Source organism: Longimicrobiales bacterium, assembly GCA_035764935.1.
Taxonomy (GTDB): Bacteria; Gemmatimonadota; Gemmatimonadetes; order Longimicrobiales; family RSA9; genus DASTYK01.
Map to the genome: position 1 here is coordinate 21,394 of DASTYK010000009.1, position 22,102 is coordinate 43,495.

Genomic DNA, 22,102 nt, shown 5'->3' on the forward strand with positions numbered 1-22,102 from the left:
ATGAAACGAGCAATGACTGACCAATCCAACAGCCCGCACTGCACCGCCGTGCACCAACGGAACCTATCCTTGTGCCGTCTCATCGCCCCGCCTGAAGCGCTCGAACCAGCGCATGAACTCTTCGGCGGCCGCGTCGGAGTATACGATCGGGATCCCCCCCGACGCACGCACCCAGTCCGCATCGTCGTCCTCGAACACGCGGATCATGACCGGAACACCCCGGATCGTCTCGAGCAGCCGCTGATTGTCGCGCGGCCGGCGGATCGTCGAGCTGATGATGAGCGCGCGACTCGCTCCCGCAGCGCGCAGCGTTTCCGGATCCGACGCGTCGCCGCGCACCACCTCGACGTCGCCGCCACGGAGCTGCTCGACGATGTTGGGGTCGTCGTCCACCGCGACGACGCGGTGCCCGGCAGCGAACAGCGTTTCCAGCAGCGGCAGGCCGCCGGCGCCGCAGCCGAGCAGCAGCACGTGACCGGATGGCAGATCCTCGTCGCCCGCGGCGGGCTGCAGAGCGCCCGATGCAGCAGGCTCCCCTGAAGCGACGTGCAGCAGGCCGGCAGCATCCGGCACGGGCACGTGCGAACCCCGGTTCCCCGGCACCAGCTCGAGCGCCCGCTGCACGGTTGCGTCGGACGAGAGCCACGGCGTCAGCACCATGGTCACGACCGTGACGAGAAGCAGCGTCGAAAACGTCTCCTGCTGGAGCTGCCCGGCCAGCATCCCCTGCAGCACCAGCACGAGCGACAGCTCACTGGTCTGCGCGAGCAGCAGCCCGCTCTCCAGTGCGGAGCGCGTGGTGAAGCCTGCGCGCTGCGTGACCAGCGCGACGAGCGGCGGCGTGACGAGCAGCACCAGCGCAACAAAGATGGCGGCGTGCAGCAGCGAGCGCGGGCCTGGGCTGCCGATCAGTCCGCCGAGCGCGATGAAGAAGATGGCCGCGAAGAACTCGTTGATCGGCGAGAGCTGCCCGCGCAGCACGCCGCGCAGGGGGAAGGGCGAGAGTGCCAGTCCGGCGAGGAACGCACCGGCCGGGATGGAGAGGTCCAGCATCATCGCGAGCGCGACGAACACGGCAAGGACGGCGAGGGCGGTGAGCAGCAGCGGCTCCGGCTCCAGTGCCAGGCGGGCGATGCGCGGGGCGAGCCAGTACATGCACACGAAAGCGAGCGCGACCAGTGCGGCGATCCCGGCCATGCCCTGGACAATGCCGGTCATACCGGTGGGCGCGAACGTCAGCAGCGGGATCGTGAGGATGACGAGCAGGTCCTGCAGCAGCAGCACACCAACCACTACTCGTCCGGAGGGCTCGTAGAGCTGACGCCGTCGCTGCAGCAGGCGCACGATCACGAGCGTGGAGCTCGCGGCCAGGGCCAGGCCGATATAGACGGCGGGCAGGTTCGGGTACCCGAGCAGCAGCGCGATGCCCGTGCCTGCGACGCCGAGCACGATGAACTGCGTGACGCCGACCTGCACGGCGATGTCGCGCTGCCCTCGCACACGCGTCGGGCTCAGCTCGATCCCGGCGACGAAGAGGACCACGGTCAGCCCGTAGACGACCGCATCCTGCAGCAGCTCGACCGGGAACGCGTCGATGCGGGCGAGCGCCATGCCCGCGACGACGAGAAACGGGATCGGCGCCATGTCGAGCCAGCGTGAGAACGCGAATGCGACGGCCGCGGCCGCGAGCAGAATCGCGAGGCCGGTCATTCGAAGATGCCCGCTCGGCGGAATGCGTCGGCAATGCGACGCGTGCCGGCCGGCTTGGAAAGGATCAGGTGCGTCGCGCCGGCGTTGAGCAGGTCGTCTGCCAGCGAGTTGTCGAAGGCGTGGATACTGGTGGGAATGCCGAAAAGCGTGCCCCAGTACGCGAGCAGCTGGTTCGTCTCCTCGATCTGCAGTGTCGACACGAGCAGCCGGGCGTCGCGCACGCCCGCCTCCTCGAGGAATCCCACGTGCTCAGCATTGCCCAGCATCACGCGGGCACTCAAGCCTTCGAGGTTGCCCGGCGACGTGTCCACCGCCAGGACATCCTCGCCGGAGTCCACGAGGCGGCGCACGATCCTGCGGCCGAGCGCGTTCATGCCGACCACGATGATGTGACCGCGATGCGCCTCCCGCACATCGACGCCGGCGGCACGCGCAGGCCAGTGTCCCAGGATACGCCGCTGCACGAGCCAGTCGTACATCAGCTCGCTGTAGAGGATCAGGTACGCGGTGACGCCCATGGTCACGGTCGCGATGATCGCGACCAGGGAAAGGATCGGCTGGCCGACATAGCCGATCGAGGCGCCGAGGGCGGCAAGGACCAGGGAGAACTCGCTGATCTGTGCGACGGCCCCCCCGGTCATCCAGCCGGTGCGATCGCCGTAGCCGAGCCGGATCATGATCCAGAGGAAGAAGACCAGCTCCGTGAGCAGGACGAAGGCGGAAAGCACGAGCCCGGGCAACCACTGGTCGGCGGCGGATCCCAGCTCCATGCCTGCACCGAGCGAGATGAAGAAGACCGCGACGAAGAGGTTCATCAGCGGATTCACGCGACGTCGCAGGTCCTCGTTGAATCGGAGCTGTGCGAGACTGACACCGGCCAGGAACGCGCCGATTTCCGGAGACAGGCGGAACGCCTCTGCGATCAGCACGAACAGGAAGCACCAGCCGAGGCTCCAGATGAACAGCCCCTCCTGGCTGTGCCCCATCCAGCCGAACAGGTGCGGGAGGAGGAACCGCGCCGAGAGCAGTGCACCGGCCAGCAGCAGCAGCATGCCGCCGAAGGAGACCGCCAGCCCACGCACGATCGCGCCGCCCGTCAGCTGATCCGGATCGCCGAGTCCGGTGAGAAACGTGAGCACCACGATCACCAGCAGGTTCTGCACGAGCGAGATACCGACCGCCACGCGCCCGTGCAGAGAATTGAGCTGGTTCTTCTGGCTGAGCAGCTTGACAGGCACGATCGTGCTGCTGAACGCGAGCGCGGCGGCGATGAACGCGATCTCCATGGCCGCGTAGCCGAAGAGCCACGCGATGATCGCCCCGCCGACTGCCGCCAGGATGATCTGGCCGACGCCCGCGAGCACCGCGGTGCGGCCTATGTCGCGCAGCTTGTCGAGGCTCAGCTCGAGGCCCACGAGGAAGAGCAGGAGCGCGATGCCGGCATCGGCGATGCGCTGCACCGACTCCTGCTCCACGACCAGGCCCGTGAGCGGCCCGAGAAAGAGACCCGCGAAGATGTAGGCGACGATGGATGGCATGAAGATGCGCCGGGTGAGCAGCACCAGCACGGCCCCGGCGATGAGCATGAGCCCGAGCTCCCGCAGCGCGGGCACCTCCATCATCGAGTGCCGCCTGCTCCTCCGGCATCAGCGGGCTGATACAGCAGCCAGCCGTCCGGATCGAGGACCATGCGGTCCGGCGCGCTCGCGGCGGGCACGCGCACCGTGGTCATCCGCTCACGGACCCGCACCGGCACGCGCGTGCTCTCGCCACCGCCAACCACGACCAGCTCCGTATCGAAGTGGAACACCGGCCACTCCTCGGGCTGCACCTGCTCGATCGTCACGACGATCTCATCCGCCGCATCGTCGTACGTGTGCGTGTGCCGCAGCACAGGGTGGCCCGGGCTGTAGACCCATTGCTGGAAGAACGCGCCGAGCTCGCGACCGCTCGACTGCTCGAGCGATCGCCGGAGGTCTTCGCTCAGTGCGGTGCCATACCGGTGTGCGTTGTAGTAGCGCCGGATGCCGTCCAGGAACGCGTCGTCACCGAGCATCCCCCGCAGCATGTGCAGCACCAGCGCGCCCTTCTGGTACGAGTTCGTATTGAGCAGGGCGAACAGGTCGGGCATCAGCGTCGCCGTGGTGTCGACCAGCGGGAACCGTGCGTCGCCGGACTGCAGATATGCCGCGCGCGCCTGCTCCACCTGCGCGCGGAACGCGTCCGCCCCGTCGGCGTCCTCGAAGAACAGGCTGGCGAAATAGGTGGCGAACCCCTCGGACAGCCACAGGTGCTGCCAGTTCCGCTCGGTCACGCCGTCTCCGAACCACTGGTGCACGATCTCGTGCGCGACTGTCACCTCGATGTCCTGCCCCTGTGCGATCGCCTGTTCCGAGTAGAAGATTGCGCCCACGTTCTCCATCCCGCCGAACGCCGTCGCCGACTGCGCGTGATCGAGCTTGGCGTACGGGTAGGGTGCGATCAGCCGGCTGTAGTACTCGAGCATCGTCCCCGCCCGCCGGAAGCTCGGCCACGCCTTCGCGGAATCCGGCGCGAACGTGTAGAGCCGCGTCGGGACACACGTCCCTGTTCCGCCCTCGGCACATTCGTCGATCACCGTCTCCGTCAGCGGCCCGGCGCCGATCACCATCGTGTACGTGGGGATCGGCTCGGTCGCCGCGAAACGCCACACACCGTCAGTCGGTGGCTGCGTCGGCGCGCGTCCATCGCTGCGCGGACCGTTCGCGATCACGGTCCAGCCCTCGGGTGCGCGCACGGCGAACGACACGCCCGCCTTGTCGCTCGGGTGATCGATCGACGGGATCCAGAAGCGCGCGCGGTTCGGCCAGTTGTCGGCGAACGCCGTGCGCGTGCCGTGCACGTTGTCACGGATGATCAGTGCATCGTCGGGCGTGCCGTCGTAGCGGATCTCGACGCGCAGCGTGTCCGCCGTGATGCCGCCCAGCGGGATGTGCAGGCGACCGGCGTCGTAGCGGAATGCGACGTCCTGCAGCGTGCTCCGGGCGCGATCCTCCTGCGTCCCGCCCATGCGGATTGCTGCACCGGCACGTATACCGAGCACGCGCAGTCCGGTGAAATCCAGCACCAGGGTGTCGCCTGTGCTGCCGGTACGCGCGACGTCGATCTGTGTTGTCCCCTGGATGCGCGGCGGTGTCGCCGTGGCCTCGCGAAGGTCCAGCTCGACCGTGTAATGCAGCGCATCGAAATGGCCAGCGTAATCACCGGGCGCGGGCTTGCGGCCCGCCTCGATCGGCGGCGGTTCCGTCGCGGCCGACGCGGGCGGCGGCGCCGGCGTGGTCGGCGGTGGTGCCGCGGTGCAGGCGGCGGTGAGTGCGAGCAGGATCGTACAGGCGGGGCGACGAGGCATGATCGTGTTCGTCCGGGAATGGGTTGCCACTTCCTTCCCGCAAGGTACGCGCACAGGGGCGCGGTTACTACTGCCAGTCGGAGTGCGCCGGCGCGCGGCGGGATCGGTTGTGGGCAGGCATGCGCGGGCGGCGGAGGTGCGCGGGCCGCAGGAATCAACGGGGGCAGGAACCAACAGGGCGGACCACGCGCAGCGCGTGGCCCGCCCCGTCCTGCAGCGCGTGCGAGATGCTAGTCGGTCCGGAGTGCCGTGGCGGGGTGCGTCGCAGCGGCGCGCTGCGCCGGGATCCAGCAGGCGAGCAGCGCTGCCGCGGCGAGCAGGGCGGGCACCGCCAGGTAGGTGAGCGGGTCCAGGGTCGCAACGCCGTAGACGAGGCCGCTCATGAGGCGACTGAGCGCGAGTGCACCGGCGACGCCGACGCCAATCCCGACGGCCGCGACGGCGCCGCCTCCGGCGAGCACGAGACGCACGACGTCGCCGCGGCTTGCGCCCAGCGCCATGCGGATCCCCATCTCGTGCCGCCGTTGTGCGACGCCATAGGCGATGACGCCGTACGTGCCGACGGTCGCCAGGGCGAGGGCGATCGAGGCGAAGAGCGCGAGCAGCAGGGTCGTGAAGCGCGTGCCCGACACGGCATCGCCCACGATGTGATCGAGCGTGCGCACCTCGGAGAGCGGAACGCCGGGGTCGCGGGCCCGCACGGCCGCGCGCAATGCCGGCACCAGTGCCAGCGGATCACCGGACGTGCGCGCGACCAGCGCCATTGTCCGCCGCGCGCCGGTCTGCGACGACGTGCTCCACTGCGCGTGCGGCACGTACATCTCGCGACGGGCGTCCTCGAGCACCTGGTTGTGGCGGACGTCCTCGACGATTCCGATGATCGTGACCCACGGCCGGTCGGGGTTGGTCCCGAACCTGAAGCGCCTGCCGATTGCGTTGCCGTCCCAGTACGCGTCGGCCAGTGTCCGGTTCACGACGGCGACGGGAGGTGCCTCGCGATCATCGCCCGCCGTGAACCAGCGCCCGCGGACGAGCCGCATGCCCATCGCCTCGAAGTACCCGTCGGTCACGATCTGCCAGTCTGCGTTGTGATCCACGCCCGGCCCCGTGGGCACGCCTTCGATCGTGATCGACCAGTCGCCGATCTCGCCCGTGAGGGGCAGCAGCCTGGCGGCGCCTGCGTGCCGGACGCCGGCAAGGGCGCGCACGTCGTTCACGGTGCTGCGAATGAAACGCTCCACCTGCTGGTCGTCCTCGTAGCCGAGCTGCGGCAGGGAGAGCTGGGCGGTGAGCACGGACGATTCGTCGAATCCCAGGTCGATGCGTTGCAACGCGGCAAACGTGCGCAGCATCAGCCCGGCGCCGATCACCAGCATCACCGAGAGCGCGAGCTCCGCGACCACCAGCGACTGGCGGAAGCGTTGCCGCGGCTTGCCGCCCGTAGCGCTGCGGCCGCCCTCGCGCAGCTCGCGGCCGAGCTCGGCACGCGAAAGCTGCAGTGCGGGCACCAGGCCGAAGAGCAGGACCGTGAGCAGTGCGATCGCCACCGTGAACACGAGCGCATGGGTATCGACCCGCACCTCCTCGATGCGCGGGATCGCGGCCGGCCCGAACGCTACCAGTGCACGTACACCCGCCTGGGCGAGCAGCAGGCCGAGTGCACCTCCGGCGAGCGCGAGCAGGCTGCTTTCCATCAGGAGCTGGCGGACGATGCGGCCGCGGCCGGCGCCCAGTGATGCGCGCACAGCCATCTCGCGACGTCGCTCGTCGCCACGTGCCAGCAGCAGGTTGGCAACATTGACACACGCGATCAGCAGCAGGAACGCAACCGCCCCGGCAAGCACCAGCAGGAGCGGTCGCGCGGCCCCCACGATGGACTCGTTCAGCGGACGCGCGACAGGGACCAGCGCTTCCGCCTCGTCCACGAGACCGTCACGCACCCAGCCGCGCGCAATGGCCTCGAGCTCCGCATTCGCACGGACAACGGTCGCTTCGGGGCGCAGGCGTGCAATCCCGAGCAGGTAGTGACTGCCCCGCTCCTCGAGCAGGCTGTCGCGCTCCAGCGGTTGCGGCAGGAACAGCTCCGTCGGACGCGTCGCGTCGTAGTCTGCCGGCAGACCGACGCCGGCGGGCAGCACGCCGACGATCGTGTGCGCCTCGTTGTTGACCAGCAGCGTCGAGCCGACGACCGCACGGTCGCCCGCGAAGCGGCGCTGCCAGAGCCCGTGGCCGAGAACGACGACCGGCGGACCGCCCCGACGCCATTCGTCCGGCCCGAAGTACCGTCCCGCCGCTGCCGGCACGCCGAACACATCGAAGATGCCGTCCGTCACCCGGGCCGTCACGACCCGCTCCGGGTCGCCCGCACCGGTAGCCACGTTGGCGGCGCCGCTGGTCCAGTATGCGACGCGCTCGAAGCTGGAAACGTCCTCCCGGTATTCCAGTGCCTCCGGCTCCGAGATCCAGCCGCCCTCCATCAGGCCGTTGCGCAGGTTGACCACGAGCGCGAGCCGGTCGGGCTCGGCATACGGGAGCGGCTCCAGCAGCACGGCGCGCACGACCGTGTAGATCGCGACGTTCGCGCCGATCCCGAGGGCGAGCGTGAGGATCGCGACGGCCGCGAAGCCGGGGCGTCGCACGAGCCGGCGGGCCGCATGGCGGAGATCCTGGCGCAGTACGTCCATTCGCTCCCGTCCTGGTGAAGTGCGTGAATACGGGGTGAGACAGTCGACACGCGCAGAAGGTTGTAGCCGCGGGTGTGTGGCGGCCGTGGCACGGTCAGGAGCGGACGGCAGGCCACGTCGCCTGCTCGAGCGCGGCCGTGGCACCAGGCAGGAGCAGTCGGCTCGCCGGCCCACCTGCTTGATCGCGGCCGGATGCCCGGCTACCCTGCGCGCATGGAAGTCCAGATCTTCGGCACGAAGAAATCCGCCGACACCCGCAAGGCGCAGCGCTGGTTCGCGGAGCGCCGCATCCGTGTGCATTTCGTCGATCTCGCGCAGCGCGCCGCATCGCGCGGCGAGCTGCAGCGGTTCGCGCAGAAGTTCGGCGTGCAGGCGCTGGTCGACCGCGACGGCAGGCGGTTCCGCGAGCTCGGCCTCGGTGCTGCGCACTACAGCGACGAGCGCTGGCTCGAGCGCCTGACTGATGACCCCCTGCTGCTGCGCACGCCGCTGGTCCGCTCCGGCAGCCGCCTCACCGTCGGGTTCGAGCCCGATGCGTGGGCGGAGTGGCTGAGCGCCGGCTGAGCGCCGCAGGGCATGGCTCATGCACCGTTCCGGTCCTCCAACCACCGAAGGAGCAGACCATGGCGACCTGCGATCAGTGCGGCAACGACTACGACAAGGCGTTCCAGGTCACGATGGGTGACCGGACGCACACCTTCGACAGCTTCGAGTGCGCGATCGCCAGGATGGCGCCGCGCTGCACGGTGTGCTCGACGCCCATCATCGGTCACGGCCTCGAGGCGAACGGAACGTTCTACTGCTGCGACCACTGCGCCGAGAAGGGCGGCGTGGAAGCGTTGCGCGACCGGGTCTGACACACGCAGCATCACGTGCATGCGGCGCTCGCCGCGCAGTGATCAGTCCGCGCGCAGCGCGAGCAGCGGGTCCATGCCGGCTGCGCGGCGTGCGGGCAGGCAGCTCGCGACCAGCGCCGTCCCGGCGAGGATGGCGGTTGCGCCGACCAGCGCAACCGCATCGGTTGCGGCTACACCGTAGAGCAGGCTTTCCATTACCCGCGTGAGTGCAACGGCCGCGACGAGGCCGATCACCACGCCCGTTGCCGTCAGCAGCAGCCCTTCACGCAACACCAGGCGCAGCACGCTGGCGTGGGGTGCGCCGAGCGCCATGCGGATTCCGATCTCGCGTCGACGCTGCGCGACCGCGAACGACATGACACCGAAGATGCCGACCGCCGCGAGCACCACAGCGACGCCCGCGAACAGCAGCAGCAGTGTCATGTAGAAGCGCGGCTGTGCGACGGAGTCTGCGAGGACGTCGTCCAGCAGGCGCACCTCGTCGAGCGGCAGGTTTGCGTCCAGCGCGTGCAGCTCGTCGCGCAGGCGCGGCACGACGAGCAGCGGGTTCCGGCCAGGTGAGCGCACGATGATGCTCATGCCCGGAACGCCGACCTGGGCGTGCGCGAAATACACCGTTGGCAGCGACTCCTCGCCCAGCTCCTGCAGCTTCACGTCCGCCACGACACCGACGATCGTGCCGGACACGCCGTCCGGGTGCGCTTCGCGCCCCCAGCCCATGGTGACCGTGCGGCCGATGGGATCGTTGCCGCCGAAGTAGCGGCGTACGGCGGCTTCATTGACCAGGGCCACCGGCTGTGCGCCTGCACGGTCCGTGGCCTGGATGTCACGACCGCCGCGAAGCGGGATGTTCATCGCGGACAGGTACCCGGGGGTGATGACCCGGACGTCCATCACCTGCTCCGGCGAGATCTCGCCTTCGCCCTCGATCGAGAAGCCGGTGCGCAGTGTGGCCGGGGTGAGCGGCAGCGCGGACACGGCGGCTGCGGCGCCCACGCCGGGGAGTGCGCGCACACGCTGCAGGTACTGCTCGACGAACATCGATCGCCGTGCGTCGTCCGGATAGGGCCCGTTCGGCAGCCCCACCGGGAACGCGATCACACCATCCGCGCGGAAGCCCGGGTCGACCTCCATCAGCGTCGCGAAGCTGCGGATCAGCAGGCCAGCGCCCGCCAGCAGCAGCACGGCGAGCGCGATCTCCGCGACGACCAGTCCCGTGCGGATGCGCTGACTGCGGCGCGTTCCGACCTGGCTGCGTCCCGCCTCGCGCAGCGCGTCGTACGGCGACGTCCGCGCAGTCTGGAGCGCGGGCAGCACGCCGAACAGCAGTGCCGCGAGCAGGGAGAGACCGAACGTGAACGCGATGACGGCGCTGTCGACACGCACTTCCGAAATGCGCGGCAGGTCGCCGGGCTGCATCCGCACGATCGCGGCAGTGCCCCAGAGCGAGAGGACGAGACCGAGCAATCCGCCCAGCAGGCCGAGCACGACGCTCTCTGTGACGAGCTGACGGATGATGCGGGAGCGCCCGGCGCCGAGTGCGGTGCGCACCGCCATCTCGCCCTCGCGGGTGGACGCACGGGCGAGCAGCAGGTTGGCCACATTGACGCATGCGATCAGCAGCACGAACCCGACGGCCGCCAGCAGGACCAGCAGCGGCGTGCGCACGTCGCCGATGATCGCCTCGCGCAGCGGCGTGGTGACGATGCCGAGGGTAAACCGGAACCCGGCCGGCTCCAGCGTCTGGTTGACCCGATGGGCGAGTGCATCGACCGCAGCTCGCGTACGCTCGAGCGATACGTCGCCGCGCAGTCGTCCGATCACGTCCAGGTAGAACCCGCCGCGTGATCCGTCGCTGCGGAACCCCTCTGAATACTCCAGCGGAACCCAGGCGTCCGTGTCCCCGGGATACCCGAACCCTGCGGGCATGATGCCGATGACGGTGTACGCCTCGCTGCCCAGCAGCACCGTCTGGTTCAGGATCGCGGGATCGGCCCCGAAGCGCTGCTGCCAGAGCGCGTTGGACAGCACGACCACGCGCGTGCTACCCGGCTCGTTCTCCGCCCGGGCGAAGCTGCGGCCGAGCTGCGGACGGATGCCGAGCACGTCGAAGTAGTTCGCGCTCGCCACGCGCACGTCCAGGTCCGTCGGCTCACCGGCACCCGTGAGGGTCAGCGTGCCACTCGAGGCGGCCGCGACGCCGGTAAAGACCTCCGTCAGCCCGGCCAGGTCCAGGTACGTTGCGGACGCGAACGCGTCGATCGGGGCGTTCCCGTTCACGGTGCTGCTCACCCGGACCAGCCGCTCCGAATCCGGAAACGGCAGCGGCCGGAACAGGACGCCGTACACGACGCTGAAGATGGCGCTGTTCGCGCCGATCCCGAGCGCGAGCGTCAGAAGAGCGACAAAAGTGAAGCCGGGCGAGCCGGCCAGCTTGCGGAACGCGTACCGCAGATCGGCGATCAGGGTGTCCATACGTGGCGCTCGAGGGTCGGCCGGCCCGCGGCCGGTGTGCAGGCGGCGCGAACGCGCTGCCCGTCGGGGCCGTACGAAAGGAGCGCGCCAGTCGCATTCGTTTTCCAAGTCGTTGCCGGTGAAAGAATTAGGCATGCGGGGAGGAGCGGCACGGGGCGCGGGCGTTGCGGAATCGGGACGGCGCGGGTGCGAAAGCCGGACGAAGCAGCCTGCCGGGATCCGGGTACGACGTCGCCTGCCGGAGTCCGACGGCGCGGGCACGGCCGGGTCCGACGGCGCGGCCTGCCGGAGTTCGACGGCGCGGGCACGGCCGCGTCCGGCGGCGCGGCCTGCCGGAGTTCGACGGCGCCGCCCCGAGCCCCCCGCGGCCCGGTTCACGCCGCGTGGTTATCCTGAACCCCGTGAGTGTGTATGTTCCGAACACGGACAGTGCCGCAGGCGACCTCCTCCGCGGATGCAGTCATGACAGCAGCCCAGCGTGCAGTGCCGATGCCCGCCCGGGTGCCCGAACAGGGTGCGGGTGCTTCATGGCGGTGACTGCCGACGTCCTCGTCCTCGGCCTGGGCGCAGCCGGCAGCGCCGCGGCATGGCAGTGCGCCGCGCGCGGTGCCCGCGTGATCGGCATCGATCGCTGGGCACCACCGCACGATCGCGGCTCCAGCTTCGGCCGCACGCGCATCATCCGTGAGGCCTACTACGAGCACCCGCTGTACGTACCCTTTCTGCGACGCTCCCTGGACCTGTGGCGCGCGCTGGAAACGGAGTCCGGCCGCACGCTGCTCGTGACCACCGGCGGCGCGATGATCGGCCCGCCCGACGGCGAGCTCGTCGCGGGAGCCCTTTCCAGCGCCCGCGAGCATGGGATCGCGCACGAGCTGCTCGATGCACCCTCGTTCGAATCGCGCTTTCCGGGGTACCAGCTGCAGCCGGACTGGGTCGCGCTGGTGGAAAACCGGGCGGGGCTGCTGCTGCCGGAGGCGTGCATCGAGTCGTTCCATGCGTGCGCGCGCGCGCGCGGCGCCGAGCTGCGCACGGATGAGCGAGCAATCGCGTGGAAGGCTGACAGCAACGGCGTCGTGGTCGAAACGGACCAGCAGCGGTACCACGCGTCGCGCCTCGTGATCGCTGCGGGCGCGTGGCTGCCACAGCTCGTTCCCGAGCTGGCGCCGGTGCTGCAGATCGAGCGACAGGTGCTGATGTGGTTTGATCCCGCGCGCAAGGCGGAGCGGTTCGATGCGGAGCACTCGCCGATCGCACTGTGGGAGTTCGAGCGCGGTCGCATCTTCGCGACTTTCCCGGATCTGGGCGACGGCTTCAAGGCGGGGCTGCATCACGGCGGACCGACGTGCGATCCGGAAACACTGGAGCGCTCACCGATCAAGGCCGACGAGCGCGCGATCCGCTGGCTGCTCGCGCGCCTGGCCCCGGACACCAACGGCGCGCTGCGCGATGCGTGCGTCTGCATGTACACGAATACGCCGGACCATCACTTCGTGATCGACCGGCACCCGTACCATGAACAGGTCGTGATCGCGAGCGCCTGCTCCGGCCACGGTTTCAAGTTCGCGAGCGCGACCGGCGAGATGATTGCGCAGCTCACGCTCGACGGAAGGACCCAGCTCGACCTCGCGCCCTTCGCCGTGCAGCGGCTGCTGCGAGAGGCACCGGTGCAGTGAGCCAGTGAATACAGAAGTGCGCGTCGCCAGCGGGCGGCGTCGCGAATGATCGATGCAAGGCCGGCCGCCGTGAACGCGGCCGCCCAAAACTGGACGACACGATGACTGCTGGCATACATGCGTTGCCCGCACAGCGCAGCGGACTCAACTCGCTGCGCGGCGGGCCGGTTCACATGAATCCCGAACGACCCGGTCGCGCGCGCGGCGGTGTGCCCCGCCCGCCCGATGAGCCCGGCAAGAAGGAGAAGCGGAAGGGCCTCTTCGGTGTCGGGACGGCGAGTGGCGAAGCGAAGCGTCTCATGTGGGAGCATCGCGGGCCGCTCGGCCTCGGCCTGCTGCTGATGGCGATCAGCCGCCTCGCCGGGTTCGTGCTGCCGCTCAGCTCGCAGGTCCTGCTCGACGACGTGATCGGCGGCACGCGCCCGGAGCTGCTGGTTCCGCTCGCGCTCGCCGTCGCCGGTGCGACCGTGCTGCAGGCGCTGACCAGCTTCGGCCTGGCCAAGGTCGTCAGCGTGACCGCACAGCGCGCGATCCGTGACATGCGCAAGGTCGTGCAGTCCCACGTCATCCGGCTGCCCGTCAGCTACTACGACACGACCAAGTCGGGGGTCCTGATCTCACGGATCATGAACGATCCCGAGGGCATCCGGAACCTGGTCGGCACGGGGCTGATCCAGCTCGTGGGCGGGCTGTTCACTGCGGTGATCGCGTTCGTCTTCCTGATCCAGCGCAACTGGAAGCTCACGCTGGCCACGGTGGCGATCCTGCTCATGTTCGCGGGTGTGGTCGGCTACGCGTTCAAGAAGCTGCGCCCGATCTTCCGCAAGCGGAGCGAGATCACCGCGGACGTGACCGGACGGCTGGGCGAGGCGCTGGGCGGTGTGCGGCTCGTGAAGGTCTACACCGCCGAGAACCGCGAGGAGAGCGTGTTCGCAGGTGGCGTGGACCGCCTCTTCCAGAACATCTCGAGCACGATCACCGGCACGTCTGCCGTGACGGCATTCTCGACCGTGATCGTCGGCGCGATCAGCGTGCTCGTGATCCTGGTCGGCGGGCGGGCGATCCTCAGCGGCACCATGACGGTCGGTGAGCTGACCAGCTTCATCTTCCTGGTCGGCATGATGGTCACTCCGCTCGTCGGCATCGCCTCGATCAGCACGCAGGTCAGCGAGGCCTTCGCCGGCCTCGACCGCATCCGCGATTTGCGCGAGATGGAAACGGAAGATGATCTCGACCGGGGTCTCGAGGCACCCGAGGACCTGGAAGGCGACGTCGTATTCGACGATGTGAGCTTCGAGTACGAGCCCGACGCCCCCGTCCTGCGCAACGTCTCGTTCCATGCGCCCGCGGGCACGACCACCGCACTCGTCGGCCCCAGCGGCGCCGGCAAGAGCACGCTGATCGGGCTGGTCATGGCGTTCGCGCGTCCCCAGGGCGGACGCGTGCTGGTCGACGGCAAGGACCTGACAGCGCTGCGCCTGCGCGACTACCGCAGCCAGATCGGTGTCGTGCTGCAGGACAACTTCCTGTTCGACGGGACGATCCGCGAGAACATCGCGTTCTCACGGCCCGACGCCACGGAAGAGGAGATCCGCGAGGCCGGCCGCATCGCGCACTGCGACGAGTTCGTCAGCCGCTTCGAGGACGGCTACGACACCGTCGTCGGAGAGCGGGGCGTGAAGCTCTCGGGCGGGCAGCGCCAGCGCGTCGCAATCGCCCGCGCGATCCTGGCCGACCCGCGCATCCTGATCCTGGACGAGGCGACGTCCTCACTCGACAGCGAGAGCGAAGCGCTGATCCGCGACGGCCTGCGCAAGCTGCGCCGCGGGCGCACCACCTTCGTGATCGCGCACCGCCTCTCCACGATCACCAGTGCCGACCAGATCCTGGTCATGGAAGAGGGACGCATCGTGGAACGCGGCAACCATCGCGAGCTGATAGATGTGGGCGGGCTCTACCGCCGGCTCTACGAGCGGCAGCACCAGCTCGAGTCCGACCTCTACATCAACCCGGGTGAGGACCCCTCCAGGACAAGCGACGCCGACGTCGCACGGGACGCGGCGGCGTCGGTGGCGTCCAGGACGTCCCGCGAGCTGTAACGCTGTTCAGTTGAATTGCGGGTGAGACAGGGGCGGGCGTGACGCGCCCGCCCTCGGCGCGCGCTGGGTGCAGACAGGTCGGGCGCAATTACGGGCCGGGGGCGGCTTTGGCGCCGGATCACGCTCGCCGAGCTGCGTCGATCCAGGGCAATGTTGCTCGCATCGCGCTTTCCTGTGATGCGTGCAACGTTGCCTGCCATAATCAAAGCCAATGTTGCTCGCATCGCGCCCATCTCGAATGCGTGCAACGTCGCCTGCCATAATCAAAGCCAATGTTGCTCGCATCACGCCTACCTGGAATGCGCGCAACGTTGCCTGCCATACTCAAGGGCGATGCGCTCGCGCCGCCCACACGCGCCGTTCAGACCGAGCCCTGCCCCGCCGCGATCCCTTCCTTCAGCGTAGCCGCGACCTCTTCCACCGCGCGGCCCTGGATGTCCTTGCGCTCCATGATGAACGCGACCTTGCCGTCGCGGAAGTAGACCATGGCGGGCGAGGATGGCGGGACGGGCGCGTGCAGCTCGCGGACGCGGTCGGTGGCTTCGATGTCGGCGCCGGCGAACACCACGCCGAACGCCTGGGGGAGGCCGTCCTCATCGTGCAGGATCTCGAGTGCGGGGCGCATGGTGCCGCCCGCGCAACCGCAGATCGAGTTGATCACGACCAGCGCCCCGTCGGCGTGCTGCTGGACGAACGAGTCCACCTGCTCGGGGGTGCGCAGCTCCTGCGCGCCGAGGCGGGTAACCTGCTGGCGGTACGGGGCGATCATCATTTCCGGATACCTCATCGTGCTCACGACGCTCACTCCTCCTGTGTGATGCCCGGTCTGTTCGGTGCGAAGCCGAGCTCTTCGAGTATCTGCTGCGTGTGCTCGCCTGCGTGTGGCGGCGGGCGGTCTGCCGCGGCGCGTGCGCCGTTCCACCGGAGCGGCGGCAGCGGGCCGCGCAGCGCTGGCGCGTCGTCGCGGGGCGTTGCATGCAGCAGGCCGCCGGCTGACGTCTGCGGTTCGTCCGCGACCTGGTCGATCGAACGGATCGCTGCGCAGGGTACACCGGCGGTGCGCAGTCGTGCCTCCAGCGTTGCGACGGGGAGCTGACGCGTGACGCGCTCGATCTCGGCACGCAGCGTGGCCTCGTCGGCCACGCGCTGCGGGTTGGTCTGCCACCGTGGCTCGCGTGCGGCGCTGTCCAGGTCGAGCGCTGCGCACAGCTTCTGGAAGAGCGCGTCGTTCGCGCCGGCGATCATCAGCTCACCATCGGCAGCGGCAAATGCGCCGTAGGGCGCGATCGCGGGGAACCCGGTGCCGTGGCGCTGCGGCACGGTGCCATCCGCGAAGTAGCCCATGAGATGGTAGGCGTTGTACCCGATCGCCGTCTCGTACAGTGCCGCGACCACGTGTGTCCCCTGCCCTGACTGATCGCGCTCGCGCAGGGCCGCGAGGATCGCGAGCGCCGCCCACGTTCCAGTCCCGTAGTCGACGACGGATGTGCCCACTCGTGCGGGAGCGTCCGGCTGACCGGTCACGCTGATGAGTCCGCCGTGAGCCTGCGCGAGGGCGTCGTATCCCGCGAGGTCGGCGAGCGGCCCATCTGCGCCGTAGGCACGCACGGAACCGTAGATGAGTGCAGGATGCCGCTCGCGCAGCGCCTCTGCGCCGCACCCGAGTCGCTCGGCGACGCCGCGGCGGAAGGACTCGACGAAGATGTCGGCGCGCGCGACCAGCGCATCGAGCACGGCTCGCGCGTCGTCGCGCTTCAGGTCGAGCGTGATGCTGCGCTTGCCACGGTTCACCGAGAGGAACATCGTGCCGTCCGCGCCCCACTGCGGCGGCGCCCATTCGCGAGCCGGGTCGCCGCCGGGTGGCTCGACCTTGACGACGTCGGCGCCGAGGTCCGCCAGGATCTGCGTGCAGAATGGGCCCGCGATGTTCTGCGAGAGGTCGACGACACGGATCCCGGCGAGCGGTCGCGGCCGGACGCTCAACTCCGTACCACCGCCTGTGCGCTGAGCACGCCGGCGGCGGCGGGCAACACGAGCGTGAAGCGGGCGCCACCGGTCGGCACGTTGGACGCGAGCAGGTCGCCCCGCATCCCGCGCGCGAGCGCACGACTGATCGACAGTCCGAGGCCGACGCCGTCGGTCAGTGTCGATGCGTCGGGTCGGAGCTGCACGAACGGCTCGAAGATCTCCTCGATCCGCTCCTCCGGGACACCCGCGCCGGTGTCCGTCACGTGTACCCGCGTGCTCGTACTGTCGACCTCGCACTCGATGGTGATGCGGCCGCCTTCCGGCGTGAACTTGATCGCGTTGGACAGCAGGTTCATCAGGATCTGATCGAGCTTATCCGGATCGGCGAACGCATGCGCGGCCGCGAGCGAGGGCGGAATCACGCAGTGCAGCCGACGCGCATTCAGCTGCGGCGTGAGCAGCGTCACGATCTCCTGCACGGCACTCGGCAGGTCCACGTCGCGGGCGGCGAAACGCACGCTCCCCGCCTCCAGCTTCGCGAAGTTGAGGATGTCGTTGATCAGTGCGAGCAGGTGGTGGCCACTGCGCTGGATGCGCTCCAGCGCCTGCAGCTGCGCCTCCGTCATGGGACCGTGGATCTCGAGCTGGAGGAGCTGCGCGTGGCCGGCGATCGCATTCAACGGGGTGCGCAGCTCGTGGCTCATTGCGGCGAGGAACTGTGACTTGGCAGCGTTTGCCTCCTCGGCCACGCGCCGTGCCTGCTCGGCCGCGGCATTCGACGCATGCAGCGCGTCGTTGGCGGCGTGGAGCTCACGGTTGCGCTCCTCGAGCTCGGACATCAGCTGTATCAGCTCGTCCGCCTGCGCTTCCAGCTCGATCGCCTGCTGCTCGAGCTGCTCGTGCGACGCCCGCAGCTCGGCCAGCAGCGCGCCCTTCTCCTCCAGCATGGACTCGGCGGCTTCCCGCGCCGCCTGCTCACGCAGCAGCTGCCGCTCACGCTCGGCCGCGGCGCGCTGCTCCGTCACGTCCTGGCAGGTGCCGACCAGGCGGACGACCCGGCCGTTCCGGGTCACTGCCCGGCCGTGCGTCTGCAGCACGCACACTGCGCCGTCCGGCCGCTGGATCCGCTCCTCCCACTGGAAGGCGCCGGCCGTCTGCAGCGCGTGCTCGACGGCGGCCGTCACCCGCGTGCGCTCCTCCGGCAGCAGCCGCTCCAGGAATGCGTCGTAGGAGGGGGTGAAGCCGTCGGGATCGACGCCGTAGACGTCGTACAGCGCCGGGGACCACTGCAGCTTGCCGGTGTCGACGTCCCACGACCAGCTCCCGAGCCGGGCGACACGCTGCGCCTCGTCGAGTCTCCGGCCGTGCTCCTCGAGCTGCTCCTGCGTGCGACGCCGCTCCGTCAGGTCGCGCAGCAGGATGGCGAAGCCGGCACCTCCCCGCTCCGGCGCATAGCGCAGGATCTGGGTGTGCGTCCAGATGCGCGTCCCGTCCGCGCGGGGGTGCCAGCCCTCGAACTCGAACTCGCCGGCCGCCCGCGCGGCCTCCAGCGCCGACTGCTTGCGTTCCTGCGCACCGGGGTCCTCCGCCAGCAGCTCGCGGATCGATCGGCCGACCGCCTGGCGTTCGTCCCAGCCGAGCAGGCGCGTCGCTCCCGTGTTCCACTCCGTCACGACGCCCGCATCGTCCAGTGCGATCATCGCGTGGTCGCGGATCCGCTCCAGCAGCAGGCTGGCGAGCCCGTCACGCTTCTGTTCGTTCCGCACAGCGGCACCTCCGGTGATGCGAAGCTCCGGCCGTTCCGCCCCCGTACCACACCGCCACCCAGGAAGCCGACGAGCCCTGGAAGGTTGGTCCCCCGGGCAACAGCGGCAAGGCCCCGGCCAGCGCGAAAGGAAGGAAGCAGCCGGCATGCAGCAACACACGCGCCTTTACAGCAGCCGGACGCAGCCCTAGAATGCCCAGCGAAACCACGTCTCACGAGACAACTTCGCGCACCAACTAGCGGCGGTTCCGAACGGTGTTTGCTGCACCGGGCCGCCAAGGAGCCGGTCATGTCGGAGAACACGCGCATCCGTGTCACGCTGCGCTGGGTCCAGATCCTCGACAACAAGGAGCCGTTCTACAAGGAGCGCGGTGAGTTCTTCTTCCGCGCCAGTGTACGCGGCAATGGTGCCCCGCAGGAGACGCGGATCCCGGAGGACGGCACGTTCGAGATCTCCGACCATCCGGCCTGGAACCGGGTCAATTTCGACCGCGTCATCTTCGATGGCCCGGTGGGCGACAGCCTCGAGATCCAGCTCCATGGCGAGGAAGTCGACACGACGTCGGGCAACGACACGCTCGAGCTGTACAAGCGCACGTTCCGGGGCGACCCCTCCGCGTGGCTGGGCGAGCACTCGCCGCACGACGAGGACGAGGACCCGGAGAACCTGAAGGACTGGCGCGTCTGCTACCGGATCGAGCGCGCCTGAGCGCGCGCCCGACCGTTTCATTCCAGGCGATGCACGGCCGCTCGACAAGGGCGGCCGTTCGCGTATCTGCAACAGGAGGCCAGACCATGCGATCGATCGCTCCCGCCTTGGCTCTTGTCCTGACTGCAGCGCTGGCGGCGCCGTCCGCCGCACAGTCGCTCGACATCCGCGAGTGGCCCGTCCCCTGGGAGGACTCGCGCCCCCGCGATCCCTTCGTCGACGGCAACGGGCAGGTCTGGTTCGTCGGGCAGCGCGGCAACTACGTCGCAGCGCTCGACCCCGAATCGGGCGAGTTCCGCCGCTTCGAACTGCCCGAGCGCGCACTGCCACACAACCTGATCGTCGATGATGCCGGCATCGTCTGGTACGCCGGCAACGGCAACGCGCACATCGGCCGACTCGACCCGGCCACGGGGGAGGTCGAGCAGATCCCGATGCCGGACGACGCGGCGCGCGACCCGCACACGCTCGCGTTCGACGCCAACGGCGACATCTGGTTCACCGTCCAGGGCGGCAACTTCATCGGCAGGCTCGACACCGGTTCCCGTGAGGTCCGGCTCGTGGCCTCGCAGACTCCACGCTCCCGCCCCTACGGCATCGTCGTCGACGACAGCGGGCGCCCCTGGATCAACCTGTTCGGCTCCAACAAGCTCGCGACCGTCGATCCGCAGACGTTCGAGCTGCGCGAGATCGCGCTCCAGCGCGAGGACGCACGCACGCGGCGCATCGGCCTGACCTCCGACGGCGCGGTGTGGTACGTCGACTACGCGCAGGGCTTCCTCGGCCGCCTCGATCCCGCCAGCGGCGACGTGCAGGAGTGGGCCCTGCCCGGAGGGACCGGCAGCCGCCCCTACGCCATGGCCGTCGACGCACAGGACCGGATCTGGGCCGTGGAGACGGGCGCGGAGCCGAACCGGTTCGTCGGATTCGACCCGAGGACGGAGGAGTTCTTCGGCACCACCGCCGTGCCGAGCGGCGGCGGGACCATCCGGCACATGGTGTTCGACGCACCGTCCAACACCATCTGGTTCGGCACGGACACCAACACGATCGGGCGCATCGTTCTTCCCCGATGACCCGACGCTCCCTCGCGCTGCTCGCCCTCGCCACGGTGACCGCAGCCGCGGCAGTTCAGGCAGGCGACGTCCCTGCAGCGGGCAGCGCGCTGGAGCGAAGTGAGCCGCAGGATCCGCCACCCGCGCACACCGGCGGCTTCGGTGAGCCGACCTGCCAGGAGTGCCACTTCGATGCCGGCCTCAATGAGGGCCCCGGTACCCTGCAGGTGAGCGGGTTGCCGGACCGCGTGCTGCCGGACACGACGTACAGCGTCGTCGTACGGCTCGCGCAGCCGGGCATGCAGCGCGCCGGATTCATGCTCAGCACGCGCACGCCGGACGGCACGCAGGCGGGCGTTCTGCGCAGCGTCGACGAACGCACGACGACCACCGTCGCAGGCGACGTCGTCTACATCCATCACACGCTGCCCGGCACGTTCGTGGAGGGTGAGGTGCACGAGTGGGCGCTGGAGTGGAGAACGGAAGGCCTCAGCGGCGACGCCCCCGTAATCGTGCACGTCGTCGGCAACGCCGGCAACGACGACGCCTCCCCGTTCGGCGACCTGATCTACGCGGCGGAGCTGCAGATCGGCCAGGAGTGAGCACCGCACGGCCACGCGAGGTTCACCCTCGATGCAGCTCCTGATACCTTTCCCGTACCAGGTAATCCCGCGACCACCACGATCCGGGGATCGCGATGCGGTCCGGGACTGACGACGACGACGCCGGACACCAACGCGACCCGGCGGCGACAACGTGGATCGCAATGGCTGACCATCTCGAACTCGACCGTTTCCAGCGCCAGCTCGCCTTCATCGTGGAGGTCGACAAGCTCAAGACCGTGCTCCGCCGCAGCATGCTCACCGACCTGTCCCGTCGCGAGAACAGCGCCGAGCACTCCTGGCACCTCACACTGATGGCCGTGCTGCTCCACGAGCATGCCGACGCGCCCGTCGATCTCATGCGCGTCATGAAGATGCTCCTCGTTCACGACATCGTGGAAATCGACGCCGGCGACACCTTCGCCTACGACGAAGTCGGCCGCCTCGACAAGGAGGAACGCGAGCGCCGCGCCGCCGATCGTCTCTTCGCGCTCCTCCCCGACGACCATGCGCACGAGCTGCGCGCCTGCTGGGAAGAGTTCGAGGCGAACCAGACCCCCGACGCGCGCTTCGCCAACGCACTCGACCGCCTGCAGCCGCTCCTGCAGAACCTGCACACGCAGGGCGGAACCTGGCGCTCGCACGGCGTCACGCTCGAGCAGGTGATCGAACGCATGCAGCCGATCCAGAACGCATGCTCTTCGCTCTGGCCCTGGGTCGAGGACTCGCTCCGCAACGTGTGGGTCAACGGCAAGGTGCGGGATCCGTGGGACTAGGGAGTGGCTGGCCTCGTTTCACGCAGAGACGCGGAGGAGCAGAGGCGCAGGGAGTGGCCGGTTTCGTTTCACGCAGAGGCGCGTAGGAGCAGAGGCGCAGGTTTCTTGTTTCACACAGAGGTCACTGGGGACACAGCGGACACAGTGGATCGAGACACCCGCAGCTTCTTCCGCATCGAAACATTTCTTTTTGTAGTGGGGCTTACCGGCCCCGAACGTGACGTGGCACGATGATCGTGCTGCGGCCGCGAAGCCATTACAAAAAAGGGATGGCGGACTTGACAGAGTTCCGTCGGACGGGGACAAACCCACTGTGTCCGCTGTGTCCCCAGTGACCT

16 protein-coding genes are annotated in these 22,102 nt (G+C 69.2%); 8 read left to right on the plus strand and 8 right to left on the minus strand.

Going from position 1 to position 22,102, the window contains the following annotated elements; all coding sequences use genetic code 11:
* Positions 1–63 precede the first annotated feature (63 nt).
* The 4 genes from VFU06_00470 to VFU06_00485 all read right to left on the minus strand — a co-directional run bounded on the left by VFU06_00470 (position 64) and on the right by VFU06_00485 (position 7,782).
* On the minus strand, positions 64–1,710 hold the full coding sequence (locus VFU06_00470) for a cation:proton antiporter (protein HEU5207854.1): 1,647 nt from the start codon (positions 1,708–1,710) through the stop codon (positions 64–66).
* Positions 1,707–3,332, minus strand: a complete 1,626-nt coding sequence (locus tag VFU06_00475; protein ID HEU5207855.1) for a cation:proton antiporter — start codon at positions 3,330–3,332, stop codon at positions 1,707–1,709. Before VFU06_00475 ends, VFU06_00470 begins: the two co-directional genes overlap by 4 nt.
* Positions 3,329–5,098: a M1 family metallopeptidase gene (locus VFU06_00480; protein HEU5207856.1), complete on the minus strand. Its 1,770-nt coding sequence runs from the start codon at positions 5,096–5,098 to the stop codon at positions 3,329–3,331. Before VFU06_00480 ends, VFU06_00475 begins: the two co-directional genes overlap by 4 nt.
* 230 nt (positions 5,099–5,328) lie before the next feature.
* Positions 5,329–7,782: an ABC transporter permease gene (locus VFU06_00485; GenBank protein ID HEU5207857.1), complete on the minus strand. Its 2,454-nt coding sequence runs from the start codon at positions 7,780–7,782 to the stop codon at positions 5,329–5,331.
* Positions 7,783–7,974: 192 nt separating this feature from the next.
* On the opposite strand from VFU06_00485, the gene VFU06_00490 reads away from it, so the two are divergent.
* Positions 7,975–8,346, plus strand: a complete 372-nt coding sequence (locus VFU06_00490) for an arsenate reductase family protein (protein ID HEU5207858.1) — start codon at positions 7,975–7,977, stop codon at positions 8,344–8,346.
* Between the two features lie 59 nt (positions 8,347–8,405).
* The gene (locus tag VFU06_00495; GenBank protein ID HEU5207859.1) at positions 8,406–8,639 is read left to right on the plus strand and encodes a hypothetical protein; all 234 of its coding nucleotides are present in this window, start codon (positions 8,406–8,408) and stop codon (positions 8,637–8,639) included.
* Between the two features lie 42 nt (positions 8,640–8,681).
* On the opposite strand, the gene VFU06_00500 is transcribed toward VFU06_00495, so the two are convergent.
* Positions 8,682–11,114 (minus strand): ABC transporter permease, encoded by a 2,433-nt coding sequence (locus VFU06_00500; protein HEU5207860.1) that lies wholly within the window; start codon positions 11,112–11,114, stop codon positions 8,682–8,684.
* 527 nt (positions 11,115–11,641) lie between these two features.
* Here VFU06_00500 and solA point away from each other — a divergent pair.
* On the plus strand, positions 11,642–12,790 hold the full coding sequence (solA, locus tag VFU06_00505) for an N-methyl-L-tryptophan oxidase (protein ID HEU5207861.1): 1,149 nt from the start codon (positions 11,642–11,644) through the stop codon (positions 12,788–12,790).
* Positions 12,791–12,891: 101 nt separating this feature from the next.
* Positions 12,892–14,889: an ABC transporter ATP-binding protein gene (locus tag VFU06_00510; protein ID HEU5207862.1), complete on the plus strand. Its 1,998-nt coding sequence runs from the start codon at positions 12,892–12,894 to the stop codon at positions 14,887–14,889.
* 361 nt (positions 14,890–15,250) lie between these two features.
* Here the strand turns inward: VFU06_00510 and VFU06_00515 are convergent, their stop codons facing one another.
* The 3 genes from VFU06_00515 to VFU06_00525 are packed head-to-tail and all read right to left on the minus strand — an operon-like array spanning position 15,251 to position 18,623.
* Positions 15,251–15,676 carry a BrxA/BrxB family bacilliredoxin gene (locus VFU06_00515; protein ID HEU5207863.1) on the minus strand — a complete coding sequence of 142 codons (426 nt, stop codon included), beginning with the start codon at positions 15,674–15,676 and terminating at the stop codon, positions 15,251–15,253.
* 14 nt (positions 15,677–15,690) lie between these two features.
* Positions 15,691–16,872: a CoA transferase gene (locus VFU06_00520; GenBank protein HEU5207864.1), complete on the minus strand. Its 1,182-nt coding sequence runs from the start codon at positions 16,870–16,872 to the stop codon at positions 15,691–15,693.
* Positions 16,869–18,623: an ATP-binding protein gene (locus VFU06_00525; GenBank protein ID HEU5207865.1), complete on the minus strand. Its 1,755-nt coding sequence runs from the start codon at positions 18,621–18,623 to the stop codon at positions 16,869–16,871. Before VFU06_00525 ends, VFU06_00520 begins: the two co-directional genes overlap by 4 nt.
* Before the next feature lie 288 nt (positions 18,624–18,911).
* Between VFU06_00525 and VFU06_00530 the strand changes: the two genes are divergently transcribed.
* The 4 genes from VFU06_00530 to VFU06_00545 all read left to right on the plus strand — a co-directional run bounded on the left by VFU06_00530 (position 18,912) and on the right by VFU06_00545 (position 21,764).
* The gene (locus VFU06_00530; GenBank protein HEU5207866.1) at positions 18,912–19,331 is read left to right on the plus strand and encodes a hypothetical protein; all 420 of its coding nucleotides are present in this window, start codon (positions 18,912–18,914) and stop codon (positions 19,329–19,331) included.
* An 86-nt stretch (positions 19,332–19,417) separates the two neighbouring features.
* A complete protein-coding gene (locus VFU06_00535) occupies positions 19,418–20,407 on the plus strand; it encodes a hypothetical protein (protein HEU5207867.1) in 990 nt (329 codons plus the stop codon).
* Positions 20,404–20,988 (plus strand): choice-of-anchor V domain-containing protein, encoded by a 585-nt coding sequence (locus tag VFU06_00540; protein ID HEU5207868.1) that lies wholly within the window; start codon positions 20,404–20,406, stop codon positions 20,986–20,988. Before VFU06_00535 ends, VFU06_00540 begins: the two co-directional genes overlap by 4 nt.
* Before the next feature lie 164 nt (positions 20,989–21,152).
* Positions 21,153–21,764, plus strand: coding sequence for an HD domain-containing protein (locus VFU06_00545; protein ID HEU5207869.1), 612 nt, complete (start codon positions 21,153–21,155; stop codon positions 21,762–21,764).
* Positions 21,765–22,102 lie beyond the last annotated feature (338 nt).